Here is a 21746-nt window from a genome sequence, read left to right as displayed (position 1 = left end):
CGGTTACATTCCGAACCCGGAAGCTAAGCCTTTCAGCGCCGATGGTACTGCATGGGGGACCGTGTGGGAGAGTAGGACGCCGCCGAACAAATTTTAGCCTCAGGCCCTGGGTCATAGACCCGGGGTCTGAGGCATTTTTGCGTTTATGGCGCGCCCATTGTCGGCCGTCCTCCGACCCCTCTGCACGGTCCGGCCGCGACTGCGGGTAGGGTCATGGGGCATCGTTGGTACATATCCCCACAGGAGGCCCCCGGGTGGAGGTCCAGGAGACGCGCGTACAGACCGACCGCGTCCTCACCATCCCGAACATCCTCAGCATGGCTCGCCTCGTCGGTGTCCCCCTCTTCCTGTGGCTGATCCTCCGGCCGGAGTTCGGCGGCCCGCGCAGTGACGGATGGGCGCTGCTGGTGCTCGCGCTGAGCGGGGTCAGCGATTACCTCGACGGAAAGCTCGCCCGGCGCTGGAACCAGATCAGCAGCCTCGGCCGGCTCCTCGACCCCGCCGCCGACCGGCTCTACATCCTTTCCACGCTGGTCGGCCTCACCTGGCGGGGGATCCTTCCGCTCTGGCTCACCGCCGCCCTTCTGGCACGCGAAGCGATGCTGCTGGTCATGGTGTGGATTCTGCGCCGCCACGGCTATCCGCCGCCGCAGGTCAACTTCCTCGGCAAGGCCGCCACGTTCAATCTGATGTACGCGTTCCCGTTGCTGCTTCTCAGTGAGGGTGAGGGCCTGTTGCGCTCACTCGCGGCGATTTTCGGATGGGCGTTCGCCGGATGGGGTACAACCCTCTATTGGTGGGCAGGAATCCTGTACGTGGTTCAGGTCCGCCGACTCGTCAAGACGGACCGACAGGCCCGACTGGCCTCGCCGTAGTTGAAGAGCCTCAGCAGGGCCGGACGTCGTATGTGAGTTACGCGGCCCGGCCCCGGCGGGTGCAGTCGGGATGACCGTCGTCTCTCAAGGAGGACGCTTCCGACATGAAGGCCGTCGTGATGGCCGGTGGCGAAGGCACGCGGCTTCGCCCCATGACCTCGAGCATGCCCAAGCCGCTCCTGCCGGTGGCCAACCGGCCGATCATGGAGCATGTGCTGAGACTGCTCAAACGGCACGGGCTCACCGAGACCGTGGTGACCGTGCAGTTCCTCGCCTCCCTCGTCAAGAACTACTTCGGGGACGGCGAGGAGCTCGGCATGGAGCTCACCTACGCCAATGAGGAAAAGCCACTCGGCACCGCAGGCAGCGTCAAGAATGCCGAGGAGGCGCTCAAGGACGACGCCTTTCTGGTGATCTCCGGAGACGCTCTCACCGATTTCGACCTGACCGACCTGATCCGTTTCCACAAGGCCAAGGGCGCCCTCGTCACCGTCTGTCTCACCCGGGTGCCGAACCCCCTGGAATTCGGCATCACCATCGTGGACGACGACGGTAAGGTCGAGCGCTTCCTGGAAAAGCCCACCTGGGGCCAGGTCTTCTCCGACACGGTGAACACCGGCATCTATGTCATGGAGCCGGAGGTCTTCGACTACGTCCAGCCCGATGTGCCGGTCGACTGGTCGGGCGATGTCTTCCCCCAGCTGATGAAGGACGGCAAGCCGATCTACGGCTATGTCGCCGAGGGCTATTGGGAGGATGTCGGCACCCACGAGAGCTATGGCAAGGCCCAGGCCGATGTCCTCGAAGGCAGAGTCGACGTCGACATAGACGGCTTCGAGATCTCGCCGGGCGTCTGGGTGGCCGAGGGCGCAGAGGTCCACCCCGACGCCGTCCTCCGCGGCCCGCTCTACATCGGCGACTACGCGAAGGTCGAGGCCGACGCCGAGATCCGGGAACACACCGTCGTGGGCTCCAACGTGGTCGTCAAGAGCGGAGCCTTCCTGCACAAGGCCGTCATCCACGACAACGTCTACATCGGCCAGCAGAGCAATCTGCGCGGCTGCGTGATCGGCAAGAACACCGACATCATGCGGGCCGCCCGCATCGAGGACGGCGCCGTGATCGGCGACGAGTGCCTCATCGGCGAGGAATCGATTATTCAGGGCAACGTCCGGGTCTACCCGTTCAAGACGATCGAGGCGGGCGCGTTCGTCAATACCTCGGTCATCTGGGAGTCCCGCGGCCAGGCCCACCTCTTCGGCACGCGCGGGGTCTCCGGCATTCTCAATGTCGAGATCACCCCCGAACTCGCGGTCCGGCTCGCCGGCGCGTATGCCACCACGCTCAAGAAGGGATCGACGGTCACCACCGCGCGTGACCACTCGCGTGGCGCCCGGGCGCTCAAGCGTGCGGTGATCTCCGCGCTCCAGGCCAGCGCCATAGACGTACGGGATCTGGAGAACGTACCGCTGCCGGTCGCGCGTCAGCAGACCGCGCGGGGCAGTGCCGGCGGCATCATGATCCGTACGTCGCCGGGCGTGCCGGACTCGGTGGACATCATGTTCTTCGACGAGCGCGGCGCCGACCTCTCCCAGGCCGGCCAGCGCAAGCTCGACCGGGTCTACGCCCGCCAGGAGTACCGGCGCGCCTTCCCCGGCGAGATCGGCGACCTGTCGTTCCCCTCCAGCGTCTATGACTCCTACACGGGGTCGCTGCTGAGGTCCGTGGACACCAGTGGGGTCGCCGAGGCCGGGCTGAAGGTCGTGGTCGACGCGTCGAACGGCAGCGCGGGCCTGGTGCTGCCCAGCCTGCTGGGCCGGCTCGGCGTGGACGCGTTCACCATCAACCCCGGGCTCGACGAGTCCCGCCCGACCGAGACGGCCGACACCCGCCGGGCCGGCCTGGTGCGGCTGGGCGAGATCGTCGCGTCGGCGCGGGCCGCCTTCGGCGTGCGGTTCGACCCGGTCGGCGAGCGGATCTCCCTCGTCGACGAGCGCGGGCGCATCGTGGAGGACGACCGGGCGCTGCTGGTCCTCCTCGACCTGGTGGCCGCCGAGCGGCGCAGCGGGAAGGTGGCCCTCCCCGTGACGACGACCCGGATCGCCGAGCAAGTGGCCGCGTACCACGGCACGCAGGTGGAGTGGACGACCACCTCGCCCGACGACCTGACCAGGGTCGGACGTGCGGAGACCACCATCTTCGGCGGTGACGGGCGGGGCGGGTTCATCGTGCCGGAGTCCAGCAGTGTCTTCGACGGCACGGCCGCGTTCGTGCGGCTGATCGGTCTGGTGGCGCGCACTCAGCTCACGCTCAGCCAGATAGACGCCAGGATTCCGCGGGCCCATGTGCTGCGTCGTGACCTCGCGACGCCGTGGGCGGTCAAGGGGCTGGTGATGCGTCATGTGGTCGAGGCGGCCGGTGACCGGTCGGTGGACACGACCGATGGCGTACGGGTGGTCGAGGCCGACGGTCGTTGGGTGATGGTCCTCCCGGATCCCGCGGAGGCCGTGACGCACCTCTGGGCGGAGGGTCCTGACGACGCCTCGGCGCAGGCGCTGCTCGACGAGTGGTCGGCGGTCGTGGACGGCGCCGGACGCTGAGCCCGGGCGCGCCGTCTCCTCGTTCCCGATCCGGCACGCCGGTGGGGCCATTGGGAGACGGCGCCCCCGACGTGCGACGATGTGCGGCATGTCGCAGCAGCCCCCCGTTCGGACGACGGCGTCGCCGTCCCCGCGCCCCGATGCCTCCATGTCGCTGCTGACCAATGTGATGGACCACAGCCTCGACGAGGGGTACGCCGAGGCGGCGGCCCGGCGGGAGGCGGAGGGCGGCAAGGGGCTGCCCACCAGGCTGCGCGCCAAGTTGGGGCTCGCCGCCGCGCTGCTGCTCGCCGCGGTGGTGGTGACGCTGGGGGCGGCGCAGGCGCGGATATCGGCACCGACGCTGGCCAAGGAGCGTCAGCAGCTGATCGACCGCATCAACAGGGAGTCCTCGGACGCCGACGCGCTCCAGAAGAACGTCGACACCCTGCGGGCCGCGGTCGGCAACAAGCAGCGCGACGTGCTGCAGAAACACGGCGGGGACAAGGCCGAGTTGGTGGCCCTGCTCGCGGGTGCCACCGCGGTGCAGGGCCCCGGCGTGAAGCTCGTCGTGGACGACGCCAAGCAGACCAAGCAGGGCGGCGGCAACGGCCCGCGGGAGAGCAACGGCTTCTCCGACACGGGCCGGGTGCGTGACCGGGACATGCAGCGCATCGTCAACGGGTTGTGGCAGTCGGGCGCCGAGGCGATCGCGGTGAACGGGCAGCGGCTGACGGCGCTGTCCGCGATCAGGGCCGCCGGTGACGCCATACTGGTCGACAACAAGCCGCTGGTGCCGCCGTACACGGTGCTGGCGATCGGTGACGGGGACCGCCTGAGCAGCGCGTTCCAGAACAGCGCCGACGGGCTCTATCTGCGCGCCTTGCAGCAGAACTACGGGATCCGCACCAGCATTTCCGCTCAGGGCGAAGTACGGCTGCCGGCCGCGCCGAGCCTGATCGTACGCACAGCGAAGCCGCAGGACGGTGCCGTGGCAGAGCGCGGCGCCGACACAGGGAAGGGCACATCGTGATCGCCGTATTGGGCCTCGTCGTGGGAGTCGTGGTGGGCCTCGTCGTCCGCCCCGTGGTGCCGACGGTGGTCGAGCCCTACCTCCCCATCGCCGTCGTGGCTGCGCTCGACGCGGTGTTCGGTGGCCTCCGGGCGATGCTGGACGGGATCTTCGACGACAAGGTTTTCGTCGTCTCCTTCCTGTCCAACGTGGTGGTGGCCGCCCTGATCGTCTTCCTGGGCGACAAGCTCGGGGTCGGCGCGCAGCTGTCCACCGGTGTCGTGGTCGTCCTGGGCATCCGCATCTTCTCCAACGCGGCCGCCATCCGGCGGCATGTCTTCCGGGCGTGAGGCCGATGAGTACCGACGACACGCCCGAGGAGCCGACCCCGGCGGGCGGCTCGGCGAAGCCCGGCGATCCGGAGCCGAAGCCTGGGAAAGAGCCGGGAAAGAGCCCCGGCAAGTCCGGCAAGTCCGGTGGGCCCGGCGGCTCCGAGCGGCCGGCCGGCGAGCCCAAGGACACGCAGTCCGGCGGAGCCGCTGGATCCGCCGGGCCGGGTGAGTCCGCCGGGGGAGCGGAGGCGGGGAAGCCGGACGGTGCGGCGGGGGCAGGTGCGGAGTCTGGACCGGAAGCGGTGCCTCCCATCGAGCCCGAGCCCGAGCCCGAACCCGGGGCAGCGCCGCCGTCACCGGAAGGGACGGCCGGACCGGAGCCGCTGACCGGGCGTCAGCGGCTGCTGAAAGGTCTCTGGCCGCCCCGGCTGACGCGGGCCCAGCTCACGGTCGCCGTGCTGCTCTGCGTGCTCGGGCTGGGCCTTGCCATCCAGGTCCGTTCGACGAGCGACAACAGCGCTCTGCGGGGTGCCCGGCAGGAGGATCTCGTGCGGATCCTGGATGAGCTGGACAATCGCACCAAGCGCCTGGAGGACGAGAAGCGGAATCTGGAGAGTCAGCGGACGGAGCTGGAGAGCAGCTCCAACCAGGCCGCCGAGGCCCGTAAGCAGACCGCGCAGAAGGAGCAGCAGCTCGCTGTGCTCGCGGGCACGGTCGCGGCGCAGGGGCCCGGTATCGAACTCACGGTGAGCGACCCCAAGGGGTCGGTCGAGCCGGACAAGCTGCTGGACACCATCCAGGAGCTGCGGGCCGCGGGCGCGGAGGCGATCCAGATCAATGACGTGCGGGTCACCGCCGACACGTATTTCTCGGGCGCCGCGGGGAAGGTGGAGATCGACGGCAAAAAGGTCTCGCAGCCTTACCTGTTCAAGGTGATCGGCAAGCCGCAGGACCTGGAGCCGGCGCTGAACATCCCCGGTGGTGTCGTGCAGACTCTGGAGAAGGAGCAGGCGGGCGTATCGGTCAGCAGGTCTGAGAGGATCGTTGTAGACGCCTTGCGCCCGGCGAAGCGGCCTGACTACGCTCGGTCGTCATCGTAGTGGGGCGGGCGGGTCGGAGGGCTTCGAGCGGAGGCCATGAGGTTGCGGGGGGTCGGCGCACCAAGTCGAGGGTGCGTGGTGGAAACTGTCTGTTGACCACGGACGTTGTATGGATGTCCGCGGTCGGACGGTGAGTGCATCGAGGGTTCGTCCTGCCCCACGGGCGGGTCTGTTTCGGTCAAGGGGAATCGCCCGTGAAGTTGTTTGCGAAGTTGTTCGGCAAGAGCGCACGCCAGGAAGGTGGCAGCGGCTCGGCCCGCCACCGGGCGTCGCGCCCCGCGGAAGGTACGGAAGGTGCCCAGGAGGGGCGCCCGCTGTTCCGGGACCAGGTGGACGCGCCCGGAGGAGACATTTCGGGAGGGTCCGGCGCGTCCGCTGTTGACCCTTCCGCGGCAGGACGCATAGGTTTCGGGGCACCAGCGACCTCAAGTGCGGGTGGAGGGTTTGCCTTGCCGGTGTGTACGAGGTGTGGCCATCGCAATGCCGAGGCCAGTCGGTTCTGCTCCAACTGCGGGGCGCCGCTGCGTCCCGGGGCCGTGGCGGAGCGGGCTTCCGAGACGACCTCGACCATCTCCATCTCCGGTCTCGAGGCGTACGACTCCGAGACCACCGGCCAGACGCCGATCCCGGCCCTCTCGCCCGAGGCCCAGGCGGCCGTCGACGCCCTTCCGCTGGGCTCGGCGCTGCTGGTGGTCCGCCGCGGGCCCAACTCCGGCAGCCGGTTCCTGCTGGACGGCGATCTGACCACCGCGGGCCGGCACCCGCAGAGCGACATCTTCCTCGACGACGTCACCGTCTCGCGGCGGCATGTGGAATTCCGCCGTGGGCAGAACGGCGGTTTCACCGTGGCGGACGTCGGCAGCCTCAACGGCACCTATGTGAACCGGGAGCGGATCGACTCGGTCGAGTTGTCCAACGGCGACGAAGTGCAGATCGGTAAGTACCGGCTGGTCTTCTACGGCAGCCAGCGGGGGATCTGAACCACCCCCGGACCCCGTCCGGGGAGACCTCCAGGGAAGGGCCATGCTGCGAACACCGTCAGGCGGCGCCGGATCATCCGGTGCCGCCGGTGTCGAAGGGCGGCTGGTGAGCATCGGCACGGTGCTCAATCTGCTGCGTGAGGAGTTCCCCGAGGTCACGATCTCCAAGATCCGCTTCCTGGAGTCGGAGGGCCTGGTCGAGCCCCGGCGCACGCCCTCCGGATACCGGAAGTTCAGTGCCCAGGACGTGGAACGGCTGGGTTACGTGCTGCGCATGCAGCGCGACCACTATCTGCCGCTGCGTGTCATCAGGGAGCACCTCGACGCGCTCGCCAGGGGCGAGCACGTGCAGTTGCCCCCCGCCGGTCAGGCCCCTGCCCTCGACGGCCCCGCAGAGGGGGCTCAGGGGGCCGGTGAGGTCGCTGTGGCGGCCTTCGGGCGTCCCACGGCGGCCCGTCTCGGCAGGCCGGAGTTCCTGAGCGCCACGGACATCACCGAGAGTGAGCTGGCGGAGTGGGAGTCGTACGGCCTGATCACCGCCCACCCGGACGGCGGATTCGACGTTGATTCGGTCAATGTCGCGAAGCTGGTGACGGACCTGGGGCGGTTCGGTCTGGAGCCCCGGCACCTTCGCGCCATGAAGGCCGCCGCCGACCGCCAGGCCGGCCTGGTCGAACAGGTGGTCGCACCGCTGCGCAGGCACCGTAACCCGCAGACCAGGGCCCACGCCGAGGCCACCGCGCGGGAGCTCGCGGCGCTGTCCGTACGCCTGCACGCGGCACTCGTACAGGCCGCGCTGCGGACGCGTTCGCACTGATCGGCGAGTGCCCGACTACCCAAACCTGCCGGGCACGTCCTAGGGTTGCTGTGTGAACGAGCTCGATGTCGTGGGTGTCCGGGTGGAAATGCCCTCCAACCAGCCGATCGTGCTCCTGCGTGAAGTGGGAGGCGATCGATACCTCCCGATCTGGATCGGACCGGGAGAGGCGACGGCCATCGCCTTCGCCCAGCAGGGCATGGCGCCGGCCCGGCCACTGACCCACGACCTGTTCAAGGACGTGCTGGAAGCGGTGGGGCAGGAGCTCACGGAGGTCCGCATCACGGATCTGCGCGAAGGCGTGTTCTACGCGGAGCTCGTCTTCGCCAGCGGGGTGGAGGTCAGCGCCAGGCCTTCCGACGCCATAGCGCTGGCGCTGCGCACCGGGACGCCGATCTACGGCAGTGACGGCGTGCTGGACGACGCCGGGATCGCCATCCCGGACGAGCAGGAGGACGAGGTCGAGAAGTTCCGCGAGTTCCTCGATCAGATCTCGCCCGAGGACTTCGGCACCAACAGCCAGTGAGGCTCGCGGCGCCCCTCAGGAGCGGCGGGCGCGGCGCATTCGATTAGCCTTTCCCGGCACACGGATACGTAAAACCACTCTCTGGGTGATTATCACTCGGCGTGCCGAGTGTGGCGATCGTTGACGCGCCCCGGGTGACTGCCTACCGTCGAGAAGGCAGGTCAAGGACGGAGGTCGGCGTGAGAAGCATGGGCGACGGTACAGCGGTCGGCAGTCCGTATCCGCTGTATGGGGGAACGGTCGAACAGCCCTCCCGTCATACCGCCCCGGCCGCGGTCAGCGCACCGCAGGGGCCGGAGACCGACAAGATCGGGTACCGGGGGCCGACGGCGTGCGCCGCGGCGGGCATCACCTATCGGCAGCTCGACTACTGGGCGCGTACGGGCCTGGTCGAGCCGAGCGTACGGCCGGCCTATGGCTCGGGAAGCCAGCGGCTGTACAGCTTCCGGGACGTGGTCGTCCTCAAGATCGTGAAACGGCTGCTGGACGCGGGGGTCTCCCTGCAGAACATCCGCACGGCCGTGCAGCACCTGAGGGCCCGCGGGATGCGGGACCTCCCGCAGATGACGCTGATGAGCGACGGTGCCACGGTCTACGAGTGCACCTCGCCGGACGAGGTCGTCGACCTGCTCCAGGGCGGCCAGGGCGTCTTCGGGATCGCCGTGGGCGTCGTCTGGCGCGACATCGAGCACGTGCTCTCCCAGCTGCACGGCGAGCGGGTGGACACGGGCGAGACCCTGATCGGCCACAACCCCGCCGACGAGCTCGCGAGGCGCCGCAACCGCGCGGTCTGAGGGCCTGCCGACGACGACGCTCCGTCGCACGTCAGCGCGATTGTCAGTGGTGTGCGGGAACATCAGTGGTGTGAGGTCCGCACCTACGATCCTGCACCTGGACATGGACGCCTTCTACGCCTCGGCGGAGCAGGCGGCCAAGCCGAGCCTGCGCGGAAAGCCCGTGGTGGTCGGCGGGATCGGCCCGCGCGGTGTGGTCGCCACCGCTTCGTACGAGGCGCGGGTCTTCGGTGTCCACTCCGCGATGGCCACCGCCCAGGCGCGCCGGCTGTGTCCCAACGCCGCTTATCTCACCCCGCGGTTCACGCTCTACCGCGAGGTGAGCGAGGTGGTGATGGGGCTGCTGGGCGAGCTCTCGCCGCTGGTGGAGCCGCTCAGCCTCGACGAGGCGTTCGTGGATCTCGAAGCGGGCGGCGTCGAGCCCTCCGTGTCCGTGGTCCGGGCCGTCGGGGAGCGACTGCGGCGGGACATCCGCGCGGCGACGGGCCTGAGCGGCTCGGTGGGCCTCGCCGGGTCCAAGATGCTCGCCAAGATCGCCTCGGAGCAGGCCAAGCCCGACGGTCTGTTCCTCATCGAGCCGGGCAGCGAGGCCGGGCTGCTGGGCCCCATGTCCGTCCGCGCGATTCCCGGGGTGGGCCCCGCCACCGCCGAGACGCTGCGCCGGGCGGGCATCACGACGGTCGCGGAGACCGGTGAGGCGGGCGAGGCGGAGCTGGTGCGGCTGCTGGGCAAGGCCCACGGCGCGGGGCTGTACGCGCTGGCCACCGGCCATGACGACCGGCCCGTCGTCGCCGAGCGGGACGCCAAGTCGGTGTCGGTGGAGGACACCTTCGAGGAGGATCTGACCGACCGCGTCCGGGTGCAGCTGGAGCTCGCCCGCCTCGCCGAGCGGTGCGTCACGCGGCTGCGGGCGGCCGGGCGCTCGGGGCGCACGGTCGTGATCAAGGTGCGGCGCTACGACTTCTCCACCCTGACCCGCTCGGAGACGCTGCGCGGGCCGACCGACGACCTCGGCGTGGTGCGGGAGGCGGCGGGGCGGCTGCTGGAGGGCGTGGACACGACGGCGGGTGTGCGGCTCCTGGGCGTGGGCGTCACGGGCCTCGCCGACTACACCCAGGAGGATCTCTTCGCCCAGGCCGCGAGCGAGGCGGCGGCCGCCGCCGAAGCGGCCGCGGCGGAGATCCACCAGGCCGAGGCCGAGGGGGAGGGGCCCGACGAGGTCCCGGAGGCCGCCGAGGCGCGGCCGCGCCGCTGGCTGCCGGGTCTGGACGTCCGGCACGCGGAGTACGGGGCGGGCTGGATCCAGGGCAGCGGCGTCGGGCGCGTCACCGTACGGTTCGAACAGCCCTGGTCCGGGCCTGGGAGAGTGCGCACGTTCGCCGTCGACGACCCCGCGCTGGAGCCGGCGGAGCCCCTGCCGCTCATCCGGACCGGGGATCAGCCGCCCGAGCCGCCGGAGCCGTTGACGGAGCCGTTGACCGTGCCGAGCCCCTCACCGGCCCGCTCACCCGGTCCGGATCCGGCATCCCCGGCGTCCCCGGTGGGAGGGGAGCCCGCCGTGGGGAGCGCGAGTCCGTAGTGGTGGTAGAGCTGGAGCTCCTGCTCGGGGGAGAGGTGCCTGCCGACCCCGAAGTCCGGGGCGTCCTTGATCAGGGCGCGTTCGTAGGGGACGCGCAGGGTGTCGTCCACGACCTCGCTGGGCTCCAGCGGCACGAAGGCGTCCCGGCTGAACAGCCCGGTCCGTACGGCCGCCCACTCGGGCTCGCCCGTCTCGTCGTCGAGGTACACCTCGTCCACGGTGCCGATCTTCGCGCCGTCACGGTCGAACGCCTTGCGGCCGATGAGACTGCGTGGATCGATATCGGTCTGCACCGTTCCTCCGATGGTTCGCGCTGCCCCCGACCGCCTCGGCAACCCCCCAAGACCCTCCCGACAACAACGAAAAGGCACAAAGCGGGAACCGGCCACTCGAGGGATCCCCTCCTACCCGCGCTGGTAGGCTGGCCAGTGGCCGCAGACCCCGTGCGGGAGAGTCCTCCGAGAGCCCAGCCGGGCATCGACGGGGGCGCCGAAGGAGCAAATCCTCCCCGGAATCTCTCAGGCACACGTACCGCACGGACGAGGTCACTCTGGAAAGCAGGGCGGGCCCCGGTCAGGCACGACGCCGAAGCCCGTCCTCACCGACGGTGAAAGCCGGGTCCCCGCGGCCCGGTGAAGCTCTCAGGTTGAGATGACAGAGGGGGAGGCCGTCCGGGTACCCGCGCCGTGGTACCCCTCGCAGGTCGCAAAGACCAGGAGGCCTCCGCAGATGACAGCCCACCGCATCTCCCTTTCCGACCTGGAGCGTGGCACGCCCTTCGAGCGGCGCCATATAGGGCCCGACAGCGCGGCCCAGGCCAAGATGCTCGCCCAGGTCGGATTCGGCTCCCTCGACGAACTCACCGACGCCGCCGTGCCGGACGTGATCAAGGCCACCGAGGCGTCGGCGCTGCCCGAGGCACGCGGCGAGGCCGAGGTCCTCGCCGAGCTGCGTACGCTCGCCGACCGCAACCAGGTGCTCGCCCCGATGATCGGGCTCGGCTACTACGGCACCTTCACCCCGCCGGTGATCCTGCGCAACGTCATGGAGAACCCGGCCTGGTACACCGCCTACACCCCTTACCAGCCGGAGATCTCCCAGGGCCGGCTGGAGGCGCTCCTCAACTTCCAGACCGTCGTCGCCGACCTCACCGGCCTGCCCACCTCCGGGGCCTCCCTGCTCGACGAGGGCACCGCCGCCGCCGAGGCCATGGCGCTCTCCCGCCGCGTCGGCAAGGTCAAGCAGGGCGTCTTCCTCGTCGACGCCGACACCCTGCCGCAGACCGTCGCCGTCATCCGGACCCGCGCCGAACCGACCGGCGTCGAGGTCGTCGTCGCCGACCTCTCGGAGGGCATCCCGGCCGAGGCCGCCGAGCGCGGCGTCTTCGGCGTGCTGCTCCAGTACCCCGGTGCCTCCGGTGCCGTACGCGACCTGCGACCGGTCATCGAGCGCGCCCACGAGCTCGGCGCGATCGTCACCGTCGCCGCCGACCTGCTCGCCCTGACCCTGCTCACCTCGCCGGGCGCGCTCGGCGCGGACATCGCGGTCGGCACGACCCAGCGCTTCGGCGTGCCCATGGGCTTCGGCGGCCCGCACGCCGGATTCATGGCCGTGCGCGAGCAGTTCGCCCGCAGCCTCCCCGGCCGCCTCGTCGGCGTCTCCGTCGACGCCGACGGCAACAAGGCGTACCGCCTGGCCCTCCAGACGCGTGAGCAGCACATCCGCCGCGAGAAGGCCACCAGCAACATCTGCACCGCACAGGTGCTGCTCGCCGTCATAGCCGGCATGTACGCCGTCTACCACGGCCCGGACGGCCTCGCCGCGATCGCCCGGCGCACGCACCGCTACGCCACGCTGCTCGCGGCGGGGCTGCGGGCCGGTGGCGTCGAGGTCGCGCACGGTTCGTACTTCGACACCCTGACCGTGCGGGTCCCCGGCCGTGCCGCCGAGGTCGTCGCCGGTGCCGTCGAGGGCGGCGTCAACCTCCGCCTGATCGACGCGGATCACGTCGGGATCGCGTGCGACGAGACCACCACCCGCGAGCTGGTGGCCTCCGTGTGGTCGGCGTTCGGGGTGGACGCCGACATCGAGGCGCTGGACGCCGCCACGCCGGACGCGCTCCCCGAGGCCCTGCTGCGCACCGACGACTTCCTCACCCACCCCGTCTTCCACGAGCACCGCTCCGAGACCGCGATGCTGCGCTACCTGCGCCGCCTCGCCGACCGGGACTACGCCCTGGACCGCGGCATGATCCCGCTCGGTTCCTGCACCATGAAGCTCAACGCCACCACCGAGATGGAGTCGGTGACCTGGCCCGAGTTCGCCGCGCTGCACCCCTTCGCGCCGGTCGGGCAGGCCGCGGGCTATCTGACCCTGATCACGGAGCTGGAGGAGCGCCTCGCCGAGGTCACCGGCTACGACAAGGTCTCCATCCAGCCGAACGCCGGCTCCCAGGGCGAGCTCGCGGGCCTGCTGGCCGTTCGCGCGTACCACCGCGCGAACGGCGACGAGCAGCGCACCGTCTGCCTCATCCCGTCCTCCGCGCACGGCACCAACGCCGCCAGCGCCGTGATGGCCGGGATGAAGGTCGTCGTCGTCAAGACCGGCGAGGACGGCGAGGTGGACGCGGACGACCTGCGCGCGAAGATAGAGCAGTACGGTCACGAGCTGGCCGTCCTGATGGTCACCTACCCCTCCACGCACGGGGTGTTCGAGGAGCACATCAGCGAGATCTGCGCGCTGGTGCACGACGCGGGCGGCCAGGTCTACGTGGACGGGGCGAACCTCAACGCCCTGGTCGGGGTGGCCAAGCCGGGCCGCTTCGGCGGCGACGTCTCGCACCTGAACCTGCACAAGACGTTCTGCATCCCGCACGGTGGCGGCGGTCCGGGCGTCGGACCGGTCGCCGTGCGCGCCCACCTGGCGCCGTATCTCCCCAACCACCCGCTCCAGCCCGCCGCGGGCCCGGCCACCGGCGTCGGCCCGATCTCGGCCGCCCCGTGGGGCTCCGCGGGCATCCTGCCGATCTCCTGGGCGTACGTCCGGCTGATGGGCGGCGCGGGCCTCAAGCGCGCCACGCAGGTCGCGGTGCTCGGTGCCAACTACATCGCCAAGCGGCTGGAGCCGCACTACCCCGTGCTCTACACCGGTCCGAACGGGCTGGTGGCGCACGAGTGCATCGTGGACCTGCGGCCGCTGACGAAGGCGACCGGAGTGAGCGTCGACGACGTCGCCAAGCGACTGATCGACTACGGCTTCCACGCGCCCACCATGTCGTTCCCGGTCGCGGGCACCCTGATGATCGAGCCGACGGAGAGCGAGGACCTCGCCGAGCTGGATCGTTTCTGCGATGCGATGATCGCCATCCGCGCCGAGATCGAGAAGGTCGGCTCCGGTGAGTGGGAGAAGGACGACAACCCGCTGCGCAACGCCCCGCACACCGCCGCCTCGGTGACCGGCGCGTGGGAGCACCCGTACAGCCGCGAGGAGGCCGCCTACCCGGCCGGGGCGTCCGCCGACAAGTACTGGCCGCCGGTGCGCCGCGTCGACGGTGCGTACGGCGACCGCAACCTCGTCTGCTCCTGCCCTCCGCTGGAGGAGTACGAGAACTGAGCCCGCTCGGGACCCTGGCGCACGCCCGGGTCCCCTGAGGCCGGACGCGAGTCGGGGCCGGTTCGGCGGAATCCGCCGGGCCGGCCCCTGTCTGTGCGTGGTGCGTATACGTACGGTGCGGGTCTTTCCGTACCTCGTGTGCGGTAGTGCCTCTCAGGCAGCGGTCACCACGTGACCGCTGCCCAGCGGCCGGTGCGGGGCGATGATCTGCCCGTCCGGCAGCAGCTCCCCGGTGTCCTCGAAGCAGAGGACGCCGTTGCACAGCAGGCTCCAGCCCTGTTCCGGGAAGTGCGCCACGAGGTGGGCGGCTTCCCGGTCGGCGGAGTCGGCTGACGGGCACATGGGCTGGTGCTGGCACATGGGAAGGTTCTTTCGCTCTGATGTGGTGGCTGTCCTGCGGCTCGATGCTGTGGTCATGCCGCCCCCCGTTGGCGAATGGTTTGGTCGATACCAGTGTTGCCCCACGGGCGCGATTCCGCAGGGATTTCCCGGCAGCGCTCCTCTGCCGAAGAGGACGCGTCACCCATGCGGGCGGTTGCCGTCAACAAGACTGCCTGTTCGGGGGGTTCGGGGTGGCCGCGACGGGCTAGTCCGGGAGGGTGAGCACAGATGCGCGCCCCGTGGCGGGCGTGGCCACGGGGCGTGTCCGGTCCCTTGCGGAGAGGTTCAGGCCGGTGTCCTGAGCAGCGGCGGCGGTGCGAGCCGGTGGGTGAGCACGGACAGCAGGTCGCCGAAGCGGTGCGCGCGGTGGGCGGCGATGCCGGGCGGCGCGGGCGCGAGCGGCACCAGCAGGTCACCCGGGCCGGGCAGGCCGGACGCCGCGTCCGCGGCGACGTCGCCGTGCAGCCAGAGGGTGAGCATGTAGAGCGCGGGCACGGACAGCAGCCGCGGCTGGTACGGCGTCGGCAGCGCCTCGGCCTGGCGCAGCGCGAGCTCGGTGGAGGTCAGATACGGCCCCTCGCAGAAGTGGGAGAACGCCCAGCCCTCGGCCGTCGGTGCCGCCTCGCCCGCCGCCACCGTGCGCTCGGGCCCCCGGATCAGGAAACGCCAGCCGGTGAGCCGGGTGCGAGGGGTGCCGCCGCGCGGGGTGACCTGCTCCAGGACGTGCACGGGAAGGGGGAGTTCGGGGGTCAGCGGCCCTTGCGCGGACCGCAGGGAGGGGGTGCGGGCCTCGCGTACGGCGGCGGGGGAGCCGAGGGCGGCGACGACGCTGAGCAGGGCGGGCGCTGGGGCGGGGAGGGCATGCAGCGGCATGGTGTGGGTCGCCTCTCACTTCGGGAGACACGTGGTGCTGGGCAGGTGCGGACGACGCTGTCGGCGTGCGGGGTCAGAGGGGGGCCGGGGACCGTACCGACTGCGCGGGGCCGGGGCGCTGCTCTCTGCCCTGTTCCGCAGTTTATACGACACGTGTTCACATGGTGTTTCGGCTACCTGTCGGGAGTATTTCCGGCAAGGGGAAATCCGGCGTACTGTACAGGGCCGTTTTCGGTGATTCTGTGCCGAATTCCCGACCGTCACCTCGGGCTATTCGCCGGGGAGGGTAGGCCGGATCTCGTCGGTGTTTATCACCAGCGCAATGCGCAAAACCGGAGTATTGCACCATGCCGACGGAATGTGCCACGGCGCACACCTCGTCGAGCCTACTGCGTATGCGGTGCCCACGGGGCGTTATCGATCACAATGGCTGGGCATCATCGACCGTGACGCGGAGCCGCCGGCGCCGCGGGCGACCGGGTGAGGAGGGCGTTGCGATGGGCGAGAAGCTGGTGGCCGGGGGGTTCGACCCCGCCGACCGGCAGCGCCACCGGGACAAGCTCCGGCAGTGCCTGGACGTGCTGGCGCGGCTCCTGGCGGAGAAGCGGTTCGACCGTCCCCGGAATCTCATGGGTCTGGAGATCGAGCTGAATCTCGCGGGGCCCGACGGGATGCCGAGCATGGTGAACGCCGAAGTGCTGAAACGTATCGCCAGCGGGGATTTCCAGACCGAACTCGGCCGCTTCAACCTTGAGGTGAACATTGTTCCCCACCGGCTCTCCGGACGAGTTCTCGACCAGCTCGCCGAGGAGTTGCGCACCGGACTTTCCTATGCCGACCGCAAGGCCATGGAAGTCGATTCCGGGATCGTGATGATCGGAATTCTGCCGACCCTGGACGACCGGCACCTGGTCTTCTCCAACCTTTCCGACGACCACCGCTACACCCTCCTCAACGACCAGGTGGTCGCCGCGCGGGGCGAGCACTTCACGATCGACATCGAGGGCGTCGAGCGGCTGACCTGCACCGCGGGCTCGATCGCCCCGGAATCCGCATGCACCTCCGTGCAGTTGCACCTCCAGGTCACCCCGCGCAGGTTCGCCGCCGTGTGGAACGCCGCGCAGGTCGCCGCCGCCGCGCAGATCGCCGTCGGGGCCAACTCGCCCTTCCTCTTCGGACGGGAGCTGTGGCGCGAGTCCCGGCCGCCGCTGTTCGTCCAGTCCACGGACACCCGCCCGCCCGAGCTCAAGGCCCAGGGGGTCCGGCCGCGGACCTGGTTCGGGGAGCGCTGGATCGATTCGGCGTACGACCTCTTCGAGGAGAACCTGCGCTTCTTCCCGCCCCTGCTGCCCATCTCCCACGAGGAGGACCCGCTGCGGGTGCTGGAGGAGGGCGGGGTGCCCGCGCTGCACGAACTGACCCTGCACAACGGCACGGTCTACCGCTGGAACCGGCCGGTCTACGGCATCGCCGACGGCGTACCGCACCTCCGCGTCGAGAACCGCGTGCTGCCCGCCGGCCCCACGGTCACCGACGTCATCGCCAATGTCGCCTTCTACTACGGGCTGATCCGCGCGCTGGCGGAGGAGCCCCGCCCGGTGTGGACCCGGATGCCCTTCCCGGTGGCCGCCGACAACTTCGACACCGCCTGCCGCCATGGCATCGACGCCTGGCTGCGCTGGCCGAAGGGCGGCAGGAACGCCCCGCTCGCCCGCATGCCGGCCGTGCGGCTCGTCCTGGAGGACCTGCTGCCGATGGCCGCCGCCGGGCTCGACGCGTGGGGCGTCGAACCCGCCGACCGGGACCGCTACCTCGGCGTCATCGAGGGGCGCTGCCTGCGCCGGGCGAACGGCGCCTCCTGGCAGGCGGCCACGTATCACCGGGCGCGGGAGCGGGGGTTGGGGCGGGACAAGGCGCTGGCCGCGACCACGCGCCGCTACTGCGAGCTGATGCGGACGGGGGAGCCGGTGCACTTGTGGCCCGTGGGTCCTGGAGACTGACGGGGCCTCCGCCGCGTGGCCCACTGCCTCCCCGGGGTGGCCTGGATTTTCCAGCCCGTCCGGCGTTTGACAAGCTGGGGGCCCATGACGCAGGGGACACGCAAGGTGGAGGCGGTTGTGCCGCAGAACGCGCGGGGCGAAGGCGGCACGCTGCCGGCGCCCGAGGCGGCCGTCCGTCGGCTGCTGGGCAACGAGACCCTCCTCGTCCTGGCCCTGTCGCTCGGGGCCAGCGCCGTCTCCGCGCTGATCAGCTTCGTCGGCGCGGCCACCCGCCCCGGCGGCCTCAAGGAGCAGGCCGCCCGGCTCAACGCCTCGCACGCCCCCGGCCGTCCGTGGCTGGACCTCGCCTGGCAGGTCTTCGGCATCGCGACCGCGCTGGTGCCCGTCTTCCTCGTCGCCCATCTGCTGCTGCGCGAGGGCACGGGGCTGCGGGCCATCGGCTTCGACCGGCGGCGCCCGGTCTCCGACCTGGGCCGGGGCACGGCGGTCGCGGCGGCCGTCGGCGGCACCGGGCTGCTGTTCTACCTCGGCGTACGGGCCGCGGGATTCAACCTGACGGTGGTGCCCGAGTCGCTGCCCGACGTCTGGTGGAAGCTGCCGGTCCTGATCGCCTCCGCCGTGCAGAACGCGGTGCTGGAGGAGGTCGTGGTCGTCGGCTATCTCCTGCGCAGGCTGGGGCAGCTCGGCTGGACGCCGGCGGCCGCGCTGGCGGCGAGCGCGGTGCTGCGCGGCTCGTATCACCTGTACCAGGGGATCGGCGGGTTCGCCGGCAACGTGGTGATGGGCGTCGTCTTCGTGCTGCTCTACCGGCGCTGGGGCCGTGTCGGGCCGCTGGTCGCCGCGCACGCGCTGATCGACGTCGTGGCCTTCGTCGGCTACGCGCTGCTGGCGGGGCGGGTGGGCTGGCTGCCCACGGCGTGAGCGGTTCCGGTCACGGGCCCGCCGCCGCCCGCGGCGGCGGTGCGCCCCGAGGACACCGCCGCGCGGCGGGCACGGCCTACGCGAGCAGCTCGCCCTCGATGACCGTGACCGCGCTGCCCGTCAGCAGCGTGCGGTCGCCGCGTACCGATGTGCGTACGAGGCCGGTGCGCGCGGACGCCTGGAGGCCCGTCAGGTCGGCGCGGCCCAGCCGGGCGGACCAGAAGGGTGCCAGGGCGGTGTGCGCGCTGCCCGTGACCGGGTCCTCGTCGATGCCGACGTTGGGGAAGAAGCAGCGCGAGACGTAGTCGTAGCCGGCCGAGGGATCCTCGGCCGCGGCGGTGGCGATGATGCCCCGGCGGGAGTGCCGGCCGAGCGCCGCCGTGTCGGGGGCCAGCGCGCGTACGGTCCGCTCGTCGGCGAGCTCCACCAGCAGGTCGCCCACGTGCGGGCCCGTGTCGTGGGTGCCGAGCGGCTCGGCGCCGAGGGCCGCCGCGACGCCCTCGGGGACGGCGGTGGGGACGAGCGGCGAGGTCGGGAAGTCCAGGGTGATCGCGCCGTCCTCGCGCGCCGTCGCGGTGAGGATCCCGCAGCGGGCGGCGAAGCGGACCGTGCCGGTGGCGGCGCCCGTCGTGTGCAGGACGTGGGCGGTGGCGAGCGTGGCGTGCCCGCACATGTCGACCTCCGCGGCCGGGGTGAACCAGCGCAGCGCCCAGTCCGCCGCGCCGCCCTCCGGCAGCCGGCGGGCGAACGCGGTCTCGGAGAGGTTGACCTCGGCGGCGATCCGCTGGAGCCGGGCGTCGTCGGGGAAGGCGTCGGAGTCGAAGAGGAGGACCCCGGCCGGGTTCCCGGCGAAGGGGCGGTCGGTGAAGGCGTCGACGATTCGTATCCGCATGGCGTGACGGTAGGAGCTCCGCAAAGCCGCAGGCCAGAGCCAATGCCCGGGAACTGGCCCGAAAAGCGTTGTCGTGCGATCGGTTCCGATATATCGTTGAAGCATCGCGACCGATCAACGATGGGAGGAACGTCATGTGGCGTTCACCAGGACACGAACACGACCACCGTGGCGCGCATCGGCACGGTGCGGGCGACTTCGAGGGACGGCGCGCCGCCTTCGGCCCCTTCGGACCCGGCTTCGGCGGACCGCCGTTCGGCGGCGGCGGACCGTGGGGGCGCGGGCGCGGCGGCGGTCCGGGCGGCAGGGCCCGGCGCGGCGACGTGCGCGCGTCGATCCTGGCGCTGCTGAAGGACCGGCCGATGCACGGCTACGAGATGATCCAGGAGATCGCCGAGCGCACCGGCGGCGCCTGGAAGCCGAGCCCCGGATCCGTCTACCCGACACTCCAGATGCTCGAGGACGAGGGCCTGATCGAGAGCGCGAGCGAGGGCGGCAAGAAGCTGTTCACGCTCACCGGTTCCGGCCGCGCCGAGGCCGACGCGGGCTCTCAGACGCCGTGGGACGAGGTCGGCAGGGGGTTCGACCGGGAGGCGGCGCAGGAGATCCGGCAGGCGGGCTTCGGGCTGATGGAAGCCTTCGGGCAGGTCTGGCGGACCGGTAGCAAGGAGCAGCGCGAGAAGGCGCTGGAAGTCATCAACGAGTCGCGCAAGAAGCTCTATCTGATCCTCGCCGAGGAGGGCTGAGCCGACGGAGCCGGGCGGCGGGCGCCCCTGAGATGCCGGCGCCCGCCGTCCTCCTCAAGGAGGAGGCGCCCGCCGCCCGTGCCCACCTCTCGTCGGATGCGCGAATGCTTCCCGCCGGGGATGCTCCGACGGCGCGTTCCTGGTGGGGTGGAAGGGTGCAAAGCCGTACATGTGACAGCGGACCGGCCGGCGCCGGCTGCGCGGGCCGGTTCAGCACCGAGCTGGCCTCGGCCGCCGTGGGCGCCCGCAGGCGCGCCGTGCGCGACGCCGACCGCCAGACCGACACCGCCCATCTGCTGCACACGCTGCTGGAGACGGACCCCGAGGTGCGGCGGGCGCTGGACGGGACCGGCGCGGGCACGGTCGTACGGCTGCTCGGCTATCTCGTCCAGCGGACCATCGGCTACGGCCTGCGCTGGAGCGGCACGGCCGAGGACTCCGGCGCGCTGCCCGTCCTCGCGGCGGGCCGCTCGCCGGAGTGGTCGCCCGCCGCGGCCGCCGCGATGGAGGGCGCGCTCGCCCGCGCCCGTGCGCGGGGCGCGGCGCGGGCGGAAGGCGTGGACCTGCTCGCCCGGCTCGCCGGCGACGACGGCTGCCGCGCCGCCGAGGTGCTGGGCAGGGCCGGGGTCGACACCGGCACGCTCGTCGCGCGCCTCGACGCCGACGCGGACGAGCCGCCGTCTGTCATGAGCGAAAAGGGTGACAGTCCTGTCGGCGGCTGACATGCTGCTCGCATGCAGACGTCTCGGGGGAGGAGCGCCGGACTCGGCCTGGCCGTGGTCTCGGCGCTCGCGTACGGCGGATCGGGCGTGGCGGCCAAGCCGTTGATCCAGGCGGGCCTCGACCCGCTCCATGTCGTATGGCTGAGGGTGGCCGGGGCCGCGCTGGTGCTGCTGCCCGTGGCCTGGCGCCACCGCGCCCTCGTGGCCAGGCGTCCCGCGCTGCTCGTCGGCTTCGGCCTGCTGGGCGTCGCCGGCGTCCAGGCATGCTACTTCGCGGCGATCTCCCGTATCCCCGTGGGCGTCGCCCTGCTCATCGAATACCTCGGTCCCGCGCTGCTGCTCGGCTGGGTGCGCTTCGTCCAGCGGCGCCCGGTGAGCCGGGCCGCCGCCGTGGGTGTGGTGCTCGCCGTGGGCGGCCTCGCCTGCGTGGTGGAGGTGTGGTCGGGGATGGGCTTCGACGCGTGGGGCCTCGTCTTCGCCCTCGGCGCCGCCTGCTGCCAGGTCGGCTATTTCGTGCTGGCGGACCACGGCTCCGGCGGCGACCGGCCCGCGGACCCGGTCGGTGTCATCGCCTACGGCCTCCTCGTCGGCGCCGCCGTCATGACCGTCGTCGCGCGCCCCTGGGGCATGGACTGGGGGCTGCTGGCCACCTCGGCGGACATGAACGGCAGCCGGGTGCCCGCCGTGCTGCTGCTCGCCTGGATCGTGCTGATCGCCACTGTCGCCGCCTATCTCACCGGCGTGGTCGCCGTACGGCGGCTGTCGCCCCAGGTGGCCGGGGTCGTCGCGTGCCTGGAGGCCGTCGTCGCCATTGTGCTGGCCTGGGTGCTGCTGGGCGAGAAGCTCTCGCTGCCGCAGACCGTGGGCGGGGCCGTGGTGCTGCTGGGTGCCTTCATCGCGCAGAGCTCGACGCCCAAGGCGGCCGCGCCGGAGCCGGTAGCCCGGGGCGAGGGCGCTTCCGCCGCCGCCGAAAGGGAGTTGTCCGGCGGAGCCAGGCCCGCATAG

The 21746-nt window shown here is 71.3% G+C and carries 19 protein-coding genes, 1 rRNA gene, 2 pseudogenes and 1 riboswitch; of the genes and pseudogenes, 18 read left to right on the top strand and 4 right to left on the bottom strand.

Features of this window, described 5'->3' with window-relative positions; translation table 11 throughout:
* The 12 genes and pseudogenes from rrf to ACH427_RS29345 all read left to right on the top strand — a co-directional run.
* Window positions 1-88: ribosomal RNA gene (gene rrf / locus ACH427_RS29400) — 5S ribosomal RNA — on the top strand; the annotation flags it as partial.
* 166 nt (window positions 89-254) lie between these two features.
* The gene (locus tag ACH427_RS29395) at window positions 255-875 is read left to right on the top strand and encodes a CDP-alcohol phosphatidyltransferase family protein (protein ID WP_398874301.1); all 621 of its coding nucleotides are present in this window, start codon (window positions 255-257) and stop codon (window positions 873-875) included.
* Window positions 876-979: 104 nt separating this feature from the next.
* A complete protein-coding gene (locus tag ACH427_RS29390) occupies window positions 980-3475 on the top strand; it encodes a sugar phosphate nucleotidyltransferase (RefSeq protein WP_398874298.1) in 2496 nt (831 codons plus the stop codon).
* Window positions 3476-3563: 88 nt separating this feature from the next.
* Complete coding sequence (locus tag ACH427_RS29385) at window positions 3564-4487, top strand: DUF881 domain-containing protein (protein WP_398874296.1); 924 nt, start codon at window positions 3564-3566, stop codon at window positions 4485-4487.
* The gene (locus tag ACH427_RS29380) at window positions 4484-4816 is read left to right on the top strand and encodes a small basic family protein (protein ID WP_030364457.1); all 333 of its coding nucleotides are present in this window, start codon (window positions 4484-4486) and stop codon (window positions 4814-4816) included. Before ACH427_RS29385 ends, ACH427_RS29380 begins: the two co-directional genes overlap by 4 nt.
* A gap of 5 nt (window positions 4817-4821) precedes the next feature.
* A complete protein-coding gene (locus tag ACH427_RS29375; protein WP_398874294.1) occupies window positions 4822-5898 on the top strand; it encodes a DUF881 domain-containing protein in 1077 nt (358 codons plus the stop codon).
* A gap of 134 nt (window positions 5899-6032) precedes the next feature.
* Window positions 6033-6392 (top strand): annotated as a pseudogene (locus ACH427_RS29370) (hypothetical protein); the annotation flags it as partial.
* 42 nt (window positions 6393-6434) lie between these two features.
* Window positions 6435-6878 (top strand): FHA domain-containing protein, encoded by a 444-nt coding sequence (locus tag ACH427_RS29365; RefSeq protein WP_398874313.1) that lies wholly within the window; start codon window positions 6435-6437, stop codon window positions 6876-6878.
* A 43-nt stretch (window positions 6879-6921) separates the two neighbouring features.
* Window positions 6922-7695 carry a MerR family transcriptional regulator gene (locus ACH427_RS29360; protein WP_398874292.1) on the top strand — a complete coding sequence of 258 codons (774 nt, stop codon included), beginning with the start codon at window positions 6922-6924 and terminating at the stop codon, window positions 7693-7695.
* A gap of 52 nt (window positions 7696-7747) precedes the next feature.
* Window positions 7748-8221: a bifunctional nuclease family protein gene (locus tag ACH427_RS29355; RefSeq protein WP_006123076.1), complete on the top strand. Its 474-nt coding sequence runs from the start codon at window positions 7748-7750 to the stop codon at window positions 8219-8221.
* Between the two features lie 179 nt (window positions 8222-8400).
* Window positions 8401-9015, top strand: a complete 615-nt coding sequence (locus ACH427_RS29350; RefSeq protein WP_398874288.1) for a MerR family transcriptional regulator — start codon at window positions 8401-8403, stop codon at window positions 9013-9015.
* A 70-nt stretch (window positions 9016-9085) separates the two neighbouring features.
* Window positions 9086-10444 (top strand): annotated as a pseudogene (locus tag ACH427_RS29345) (DNA polymerase IV); the annotation flags it as partial.
* Between the two features lie 8 nt (window positions 10445-10452).
* Here the strand turns inward: ACH427_RS29345 and ACH427_RS29340 are convergent.
* Window positions 10453-10899 (bottom strand): PRC-barrel domain-containing protein, encoded by a 447-nt coding sequence (locus tag ACH427_RS29340; RefSeq protein ID WP_398874311.1) that lies wholly within the window; start codon window positions 10897-10899, stop codon window positions 10453-10455.
* A gap of 131 nt (window positions 10900-11030) precedes the next feature.
* Window positions 11031-11138: riboswitch (glycine riboswitch) on the top strand.
* 185 nt (window positions 11139-11323) lie between these two features.
* On the opposite strand from ACH427_RS29340, the gene gcvP reads away from it, so the two are divergent.
* Complete coding sequence (gcvP, locus tag ACH427_RS29335; protein WP_398874286.1) at window positions 11324-14206, top strand: aminomethyl-transferring glycine dehydrogenase; 2883 nt, start codon at window positions 11324-11326, stop codon at window positions 14204-14206.
* A 153-nt stretch (window positions 14207-14359) separates the two neighbouring features.
* Here gcvP and ACH427_RS29330 read toward each other — a convergent pair whose 3' ends face one another.
* Together ACH427_RS29330 and ACH427_RS29325 are read right to left on the bottom strand one after the other, a co-directional pair.
* Window positions 14360-14566, bottom strand: a complete 207-nt coding sequence (locus tag ACH427_RS29330) for a DUF5999 family protein (protein WP_398874285.1) — start codon at window positions 14564-14566, stop codon at window positions 14360-14362.
* Between the two features lie 306 nt (window positions 14567-14872).
* On the bottom strand, window positions 14873-15460 hold the full coding sequence (locus ACH427_RS29325) for a hypothetical protein (protein WP_398874283.1): 588 nt from the start codon (window positions 15458-15460) through the stop codon (window positions 14873-14875).
* A 497-nt stretch (window positions 15461-15957) separates the two neighbouring features.
* Between ACH427_RS29325 and ACH427_RS29320 the strand changes: the two genes are divergently transcribed.
* On the top strand, window positions 15958-17460 hold the full coding sequence (locus ACH427_RS29320; RefSeq protein WP_398874281.1) for a glutamate--cysteine ligase: 1503 nt from the start codon (window positions 15958-15960) through the stop codon (window positions 17458-17460).
* An 84-nt stretch (window positions 17461-17544) separates the two neighbouring features.
* Window positions 17545-18381 (top strand): CPBP family intramembrane glutamic endopeptidase, encoded by an 837-nt coding sequence (locus ACH427_RS29315; RefSeq protein WP_398874279.1) that lies wholly within the window; start codon window positions 17545-17547, stop codon window positions 18379-18381.
* Between the two features lie 76 nt (window positions 18382-18457).
* Here the strand turns inward: ACH427_RS29315 and ACH427_RS29310 are convergent, their stop codons facing one another.
* On the bottom strand, window positions 18458-19273 hold the full coding sequence (locus ACH427_RS29310; protein ID WP_398874277.1) for a PhzF family phenazine biosynthesis protein: 816 nt from the start codon (window positions 19271-19273) through the stop codon (window positions 18458-18460).
* A 134-nt stretch (window positions 19274-19407) separates the two neighbouring features.
* Between ACH427_RS29310 and ACH427_RS29305 the strand changes: the two genes are divergently transcribed.
* From ACH427_RS29305 to ACH427_RS29295, 3 genes are all read left to right on the top strand, one after another.
* Window positions 19408-20019, top strand: coding sequence for a PadR family transcriptional regulator (locus ACH427_RS29305; RefSeq protein WP_398874275.1), 612 nt, complete (start codon window positions 19408-19410; stop codon window positions 20017-20019).
* Window positions 20020-20174: 155 nt separating this feature from the next.
* Window positions 20175-20741: a peptidase gene (locus tag ACH427_RS29300; protein WP_398874273.1), complete on the top strand. Its 567-nt coding sequence runs from the start codon at window positions 20175-20177 to the stop codon at window positions 20739-20741.
* A gap of 12 nt (window positions 20742-20753) precedes the next feature.
* A complete protein-coding gene (locus tag ACH427_RS29295) occupies window positions 20754-21746 on the top strand; it encodes an EamA family transporter (protein ID WP_398874271.1) in 993 nt (330 codons plus the stop codon).

Origin of the sequence: Streptomyces sp. NPDC020379, from assembly GCF_044387105.1 — a bacterium.
In the GTDB taxonomy this organism is placed as follows: Bacteria; Actinomycetota; Actinomycetes; order Streptomycetales; family Streptomycetaceae; genus Streptomyces.
The sequence above is the reverse complement of the archived record's forward strand: the minus strand, read 5'-3'. Positions and strand labels throughout refer to the sequence as shown.

Excerpts from the sequence above, each read along its gene's own strand:
- ACH427_RS29320 (WP_398874281.1), top strand. The coding sequence starts at position 15,958 with ATGGGCGAGAAGCTGGTGGCCGGGGGGTTCGACCCCGCCGACCGGCAG.
- ACH427_RS29305 (WP_398874275.1), top strand. The coding sequence starts at position 19,408 with ATGTGGCGTTCACCAGGACACGAACACGACCACCGTGGCGCGCATCGG.
- ACH427_RS29325 (WP_398874283.1), bottom strand. The coding sequence starts at position 15,460 with ATGCCGCTGCATGCCCTCCCCGCCCCAGCGCCCGCCCTGCTCAGCGTC.
- ACH427_RS29375 (WP_398874294.1), top strand. The coding sequence starts at position 4,822 with ATGAGTACCGACGACACGCCCGAGGAGCCGACCCCGGCGGGCGGCTCG.
- ACH427_RS29390 (WP_398874298.1), top strand. The coding sequence starts at position 980 with ATGAAGGCCGTCGTGATGGCCGGTGGCGAAGGCACGCGGCTTCGCCCC.
- ACH427_RS29315 (WP_398874279.1), top strand. The coding sequence starts at position 17,545 with ATGACGCAGGGGACACGCAAGGTGGAGGCGGTTGTGCCGCAGAACGCG.
- ACH427_RS29385 (WP_398874296.1), top strand. The coding sequence starts at position 3,564 with ATGTCGCAGCAGCCCCCCGTTCGGACGACGGCGTCGCCGTCCCCGCGC.
- ACH427_RS29295 (WP_398874271.1), top strand. The coding sequence starts at position 20,754 with ATGCAGACGTCTCGGGGGAGGAGCGCCGGACTCGGCCTGGCCGTGGTC.
- ACH427_RS29310 (WP_398874277.1), bottom strand. The coding sequence starts at position 19,273 with ATGCGGATACGAATCGTCGACGCCTTCACCGACCGCCCCTTCGCCGGG.
- gcvP (WP_398874286.1), top strand. The coding sequence starts at position 11,324 with ATGACAGCCCACCGCATCTCCCTTTCCGACCTGGAGCGTGGCACGCCC.
- ACH427_RS29360 (WP_398874292.1), top strand. The coding sequence starts at position 6,922 with ATGCTGCGAACACCGTCAGGCGGCGCCGGATCATCCGGTGCCGCCGGT.
- ACH427_RS29330 (WP_398874285.1), bottom strand. The coding sequence starts at position 14,566 with ATGTGCCAGCACCAGCCCATGTGCCCGTCAGCCGACTCCGCCGACCGG.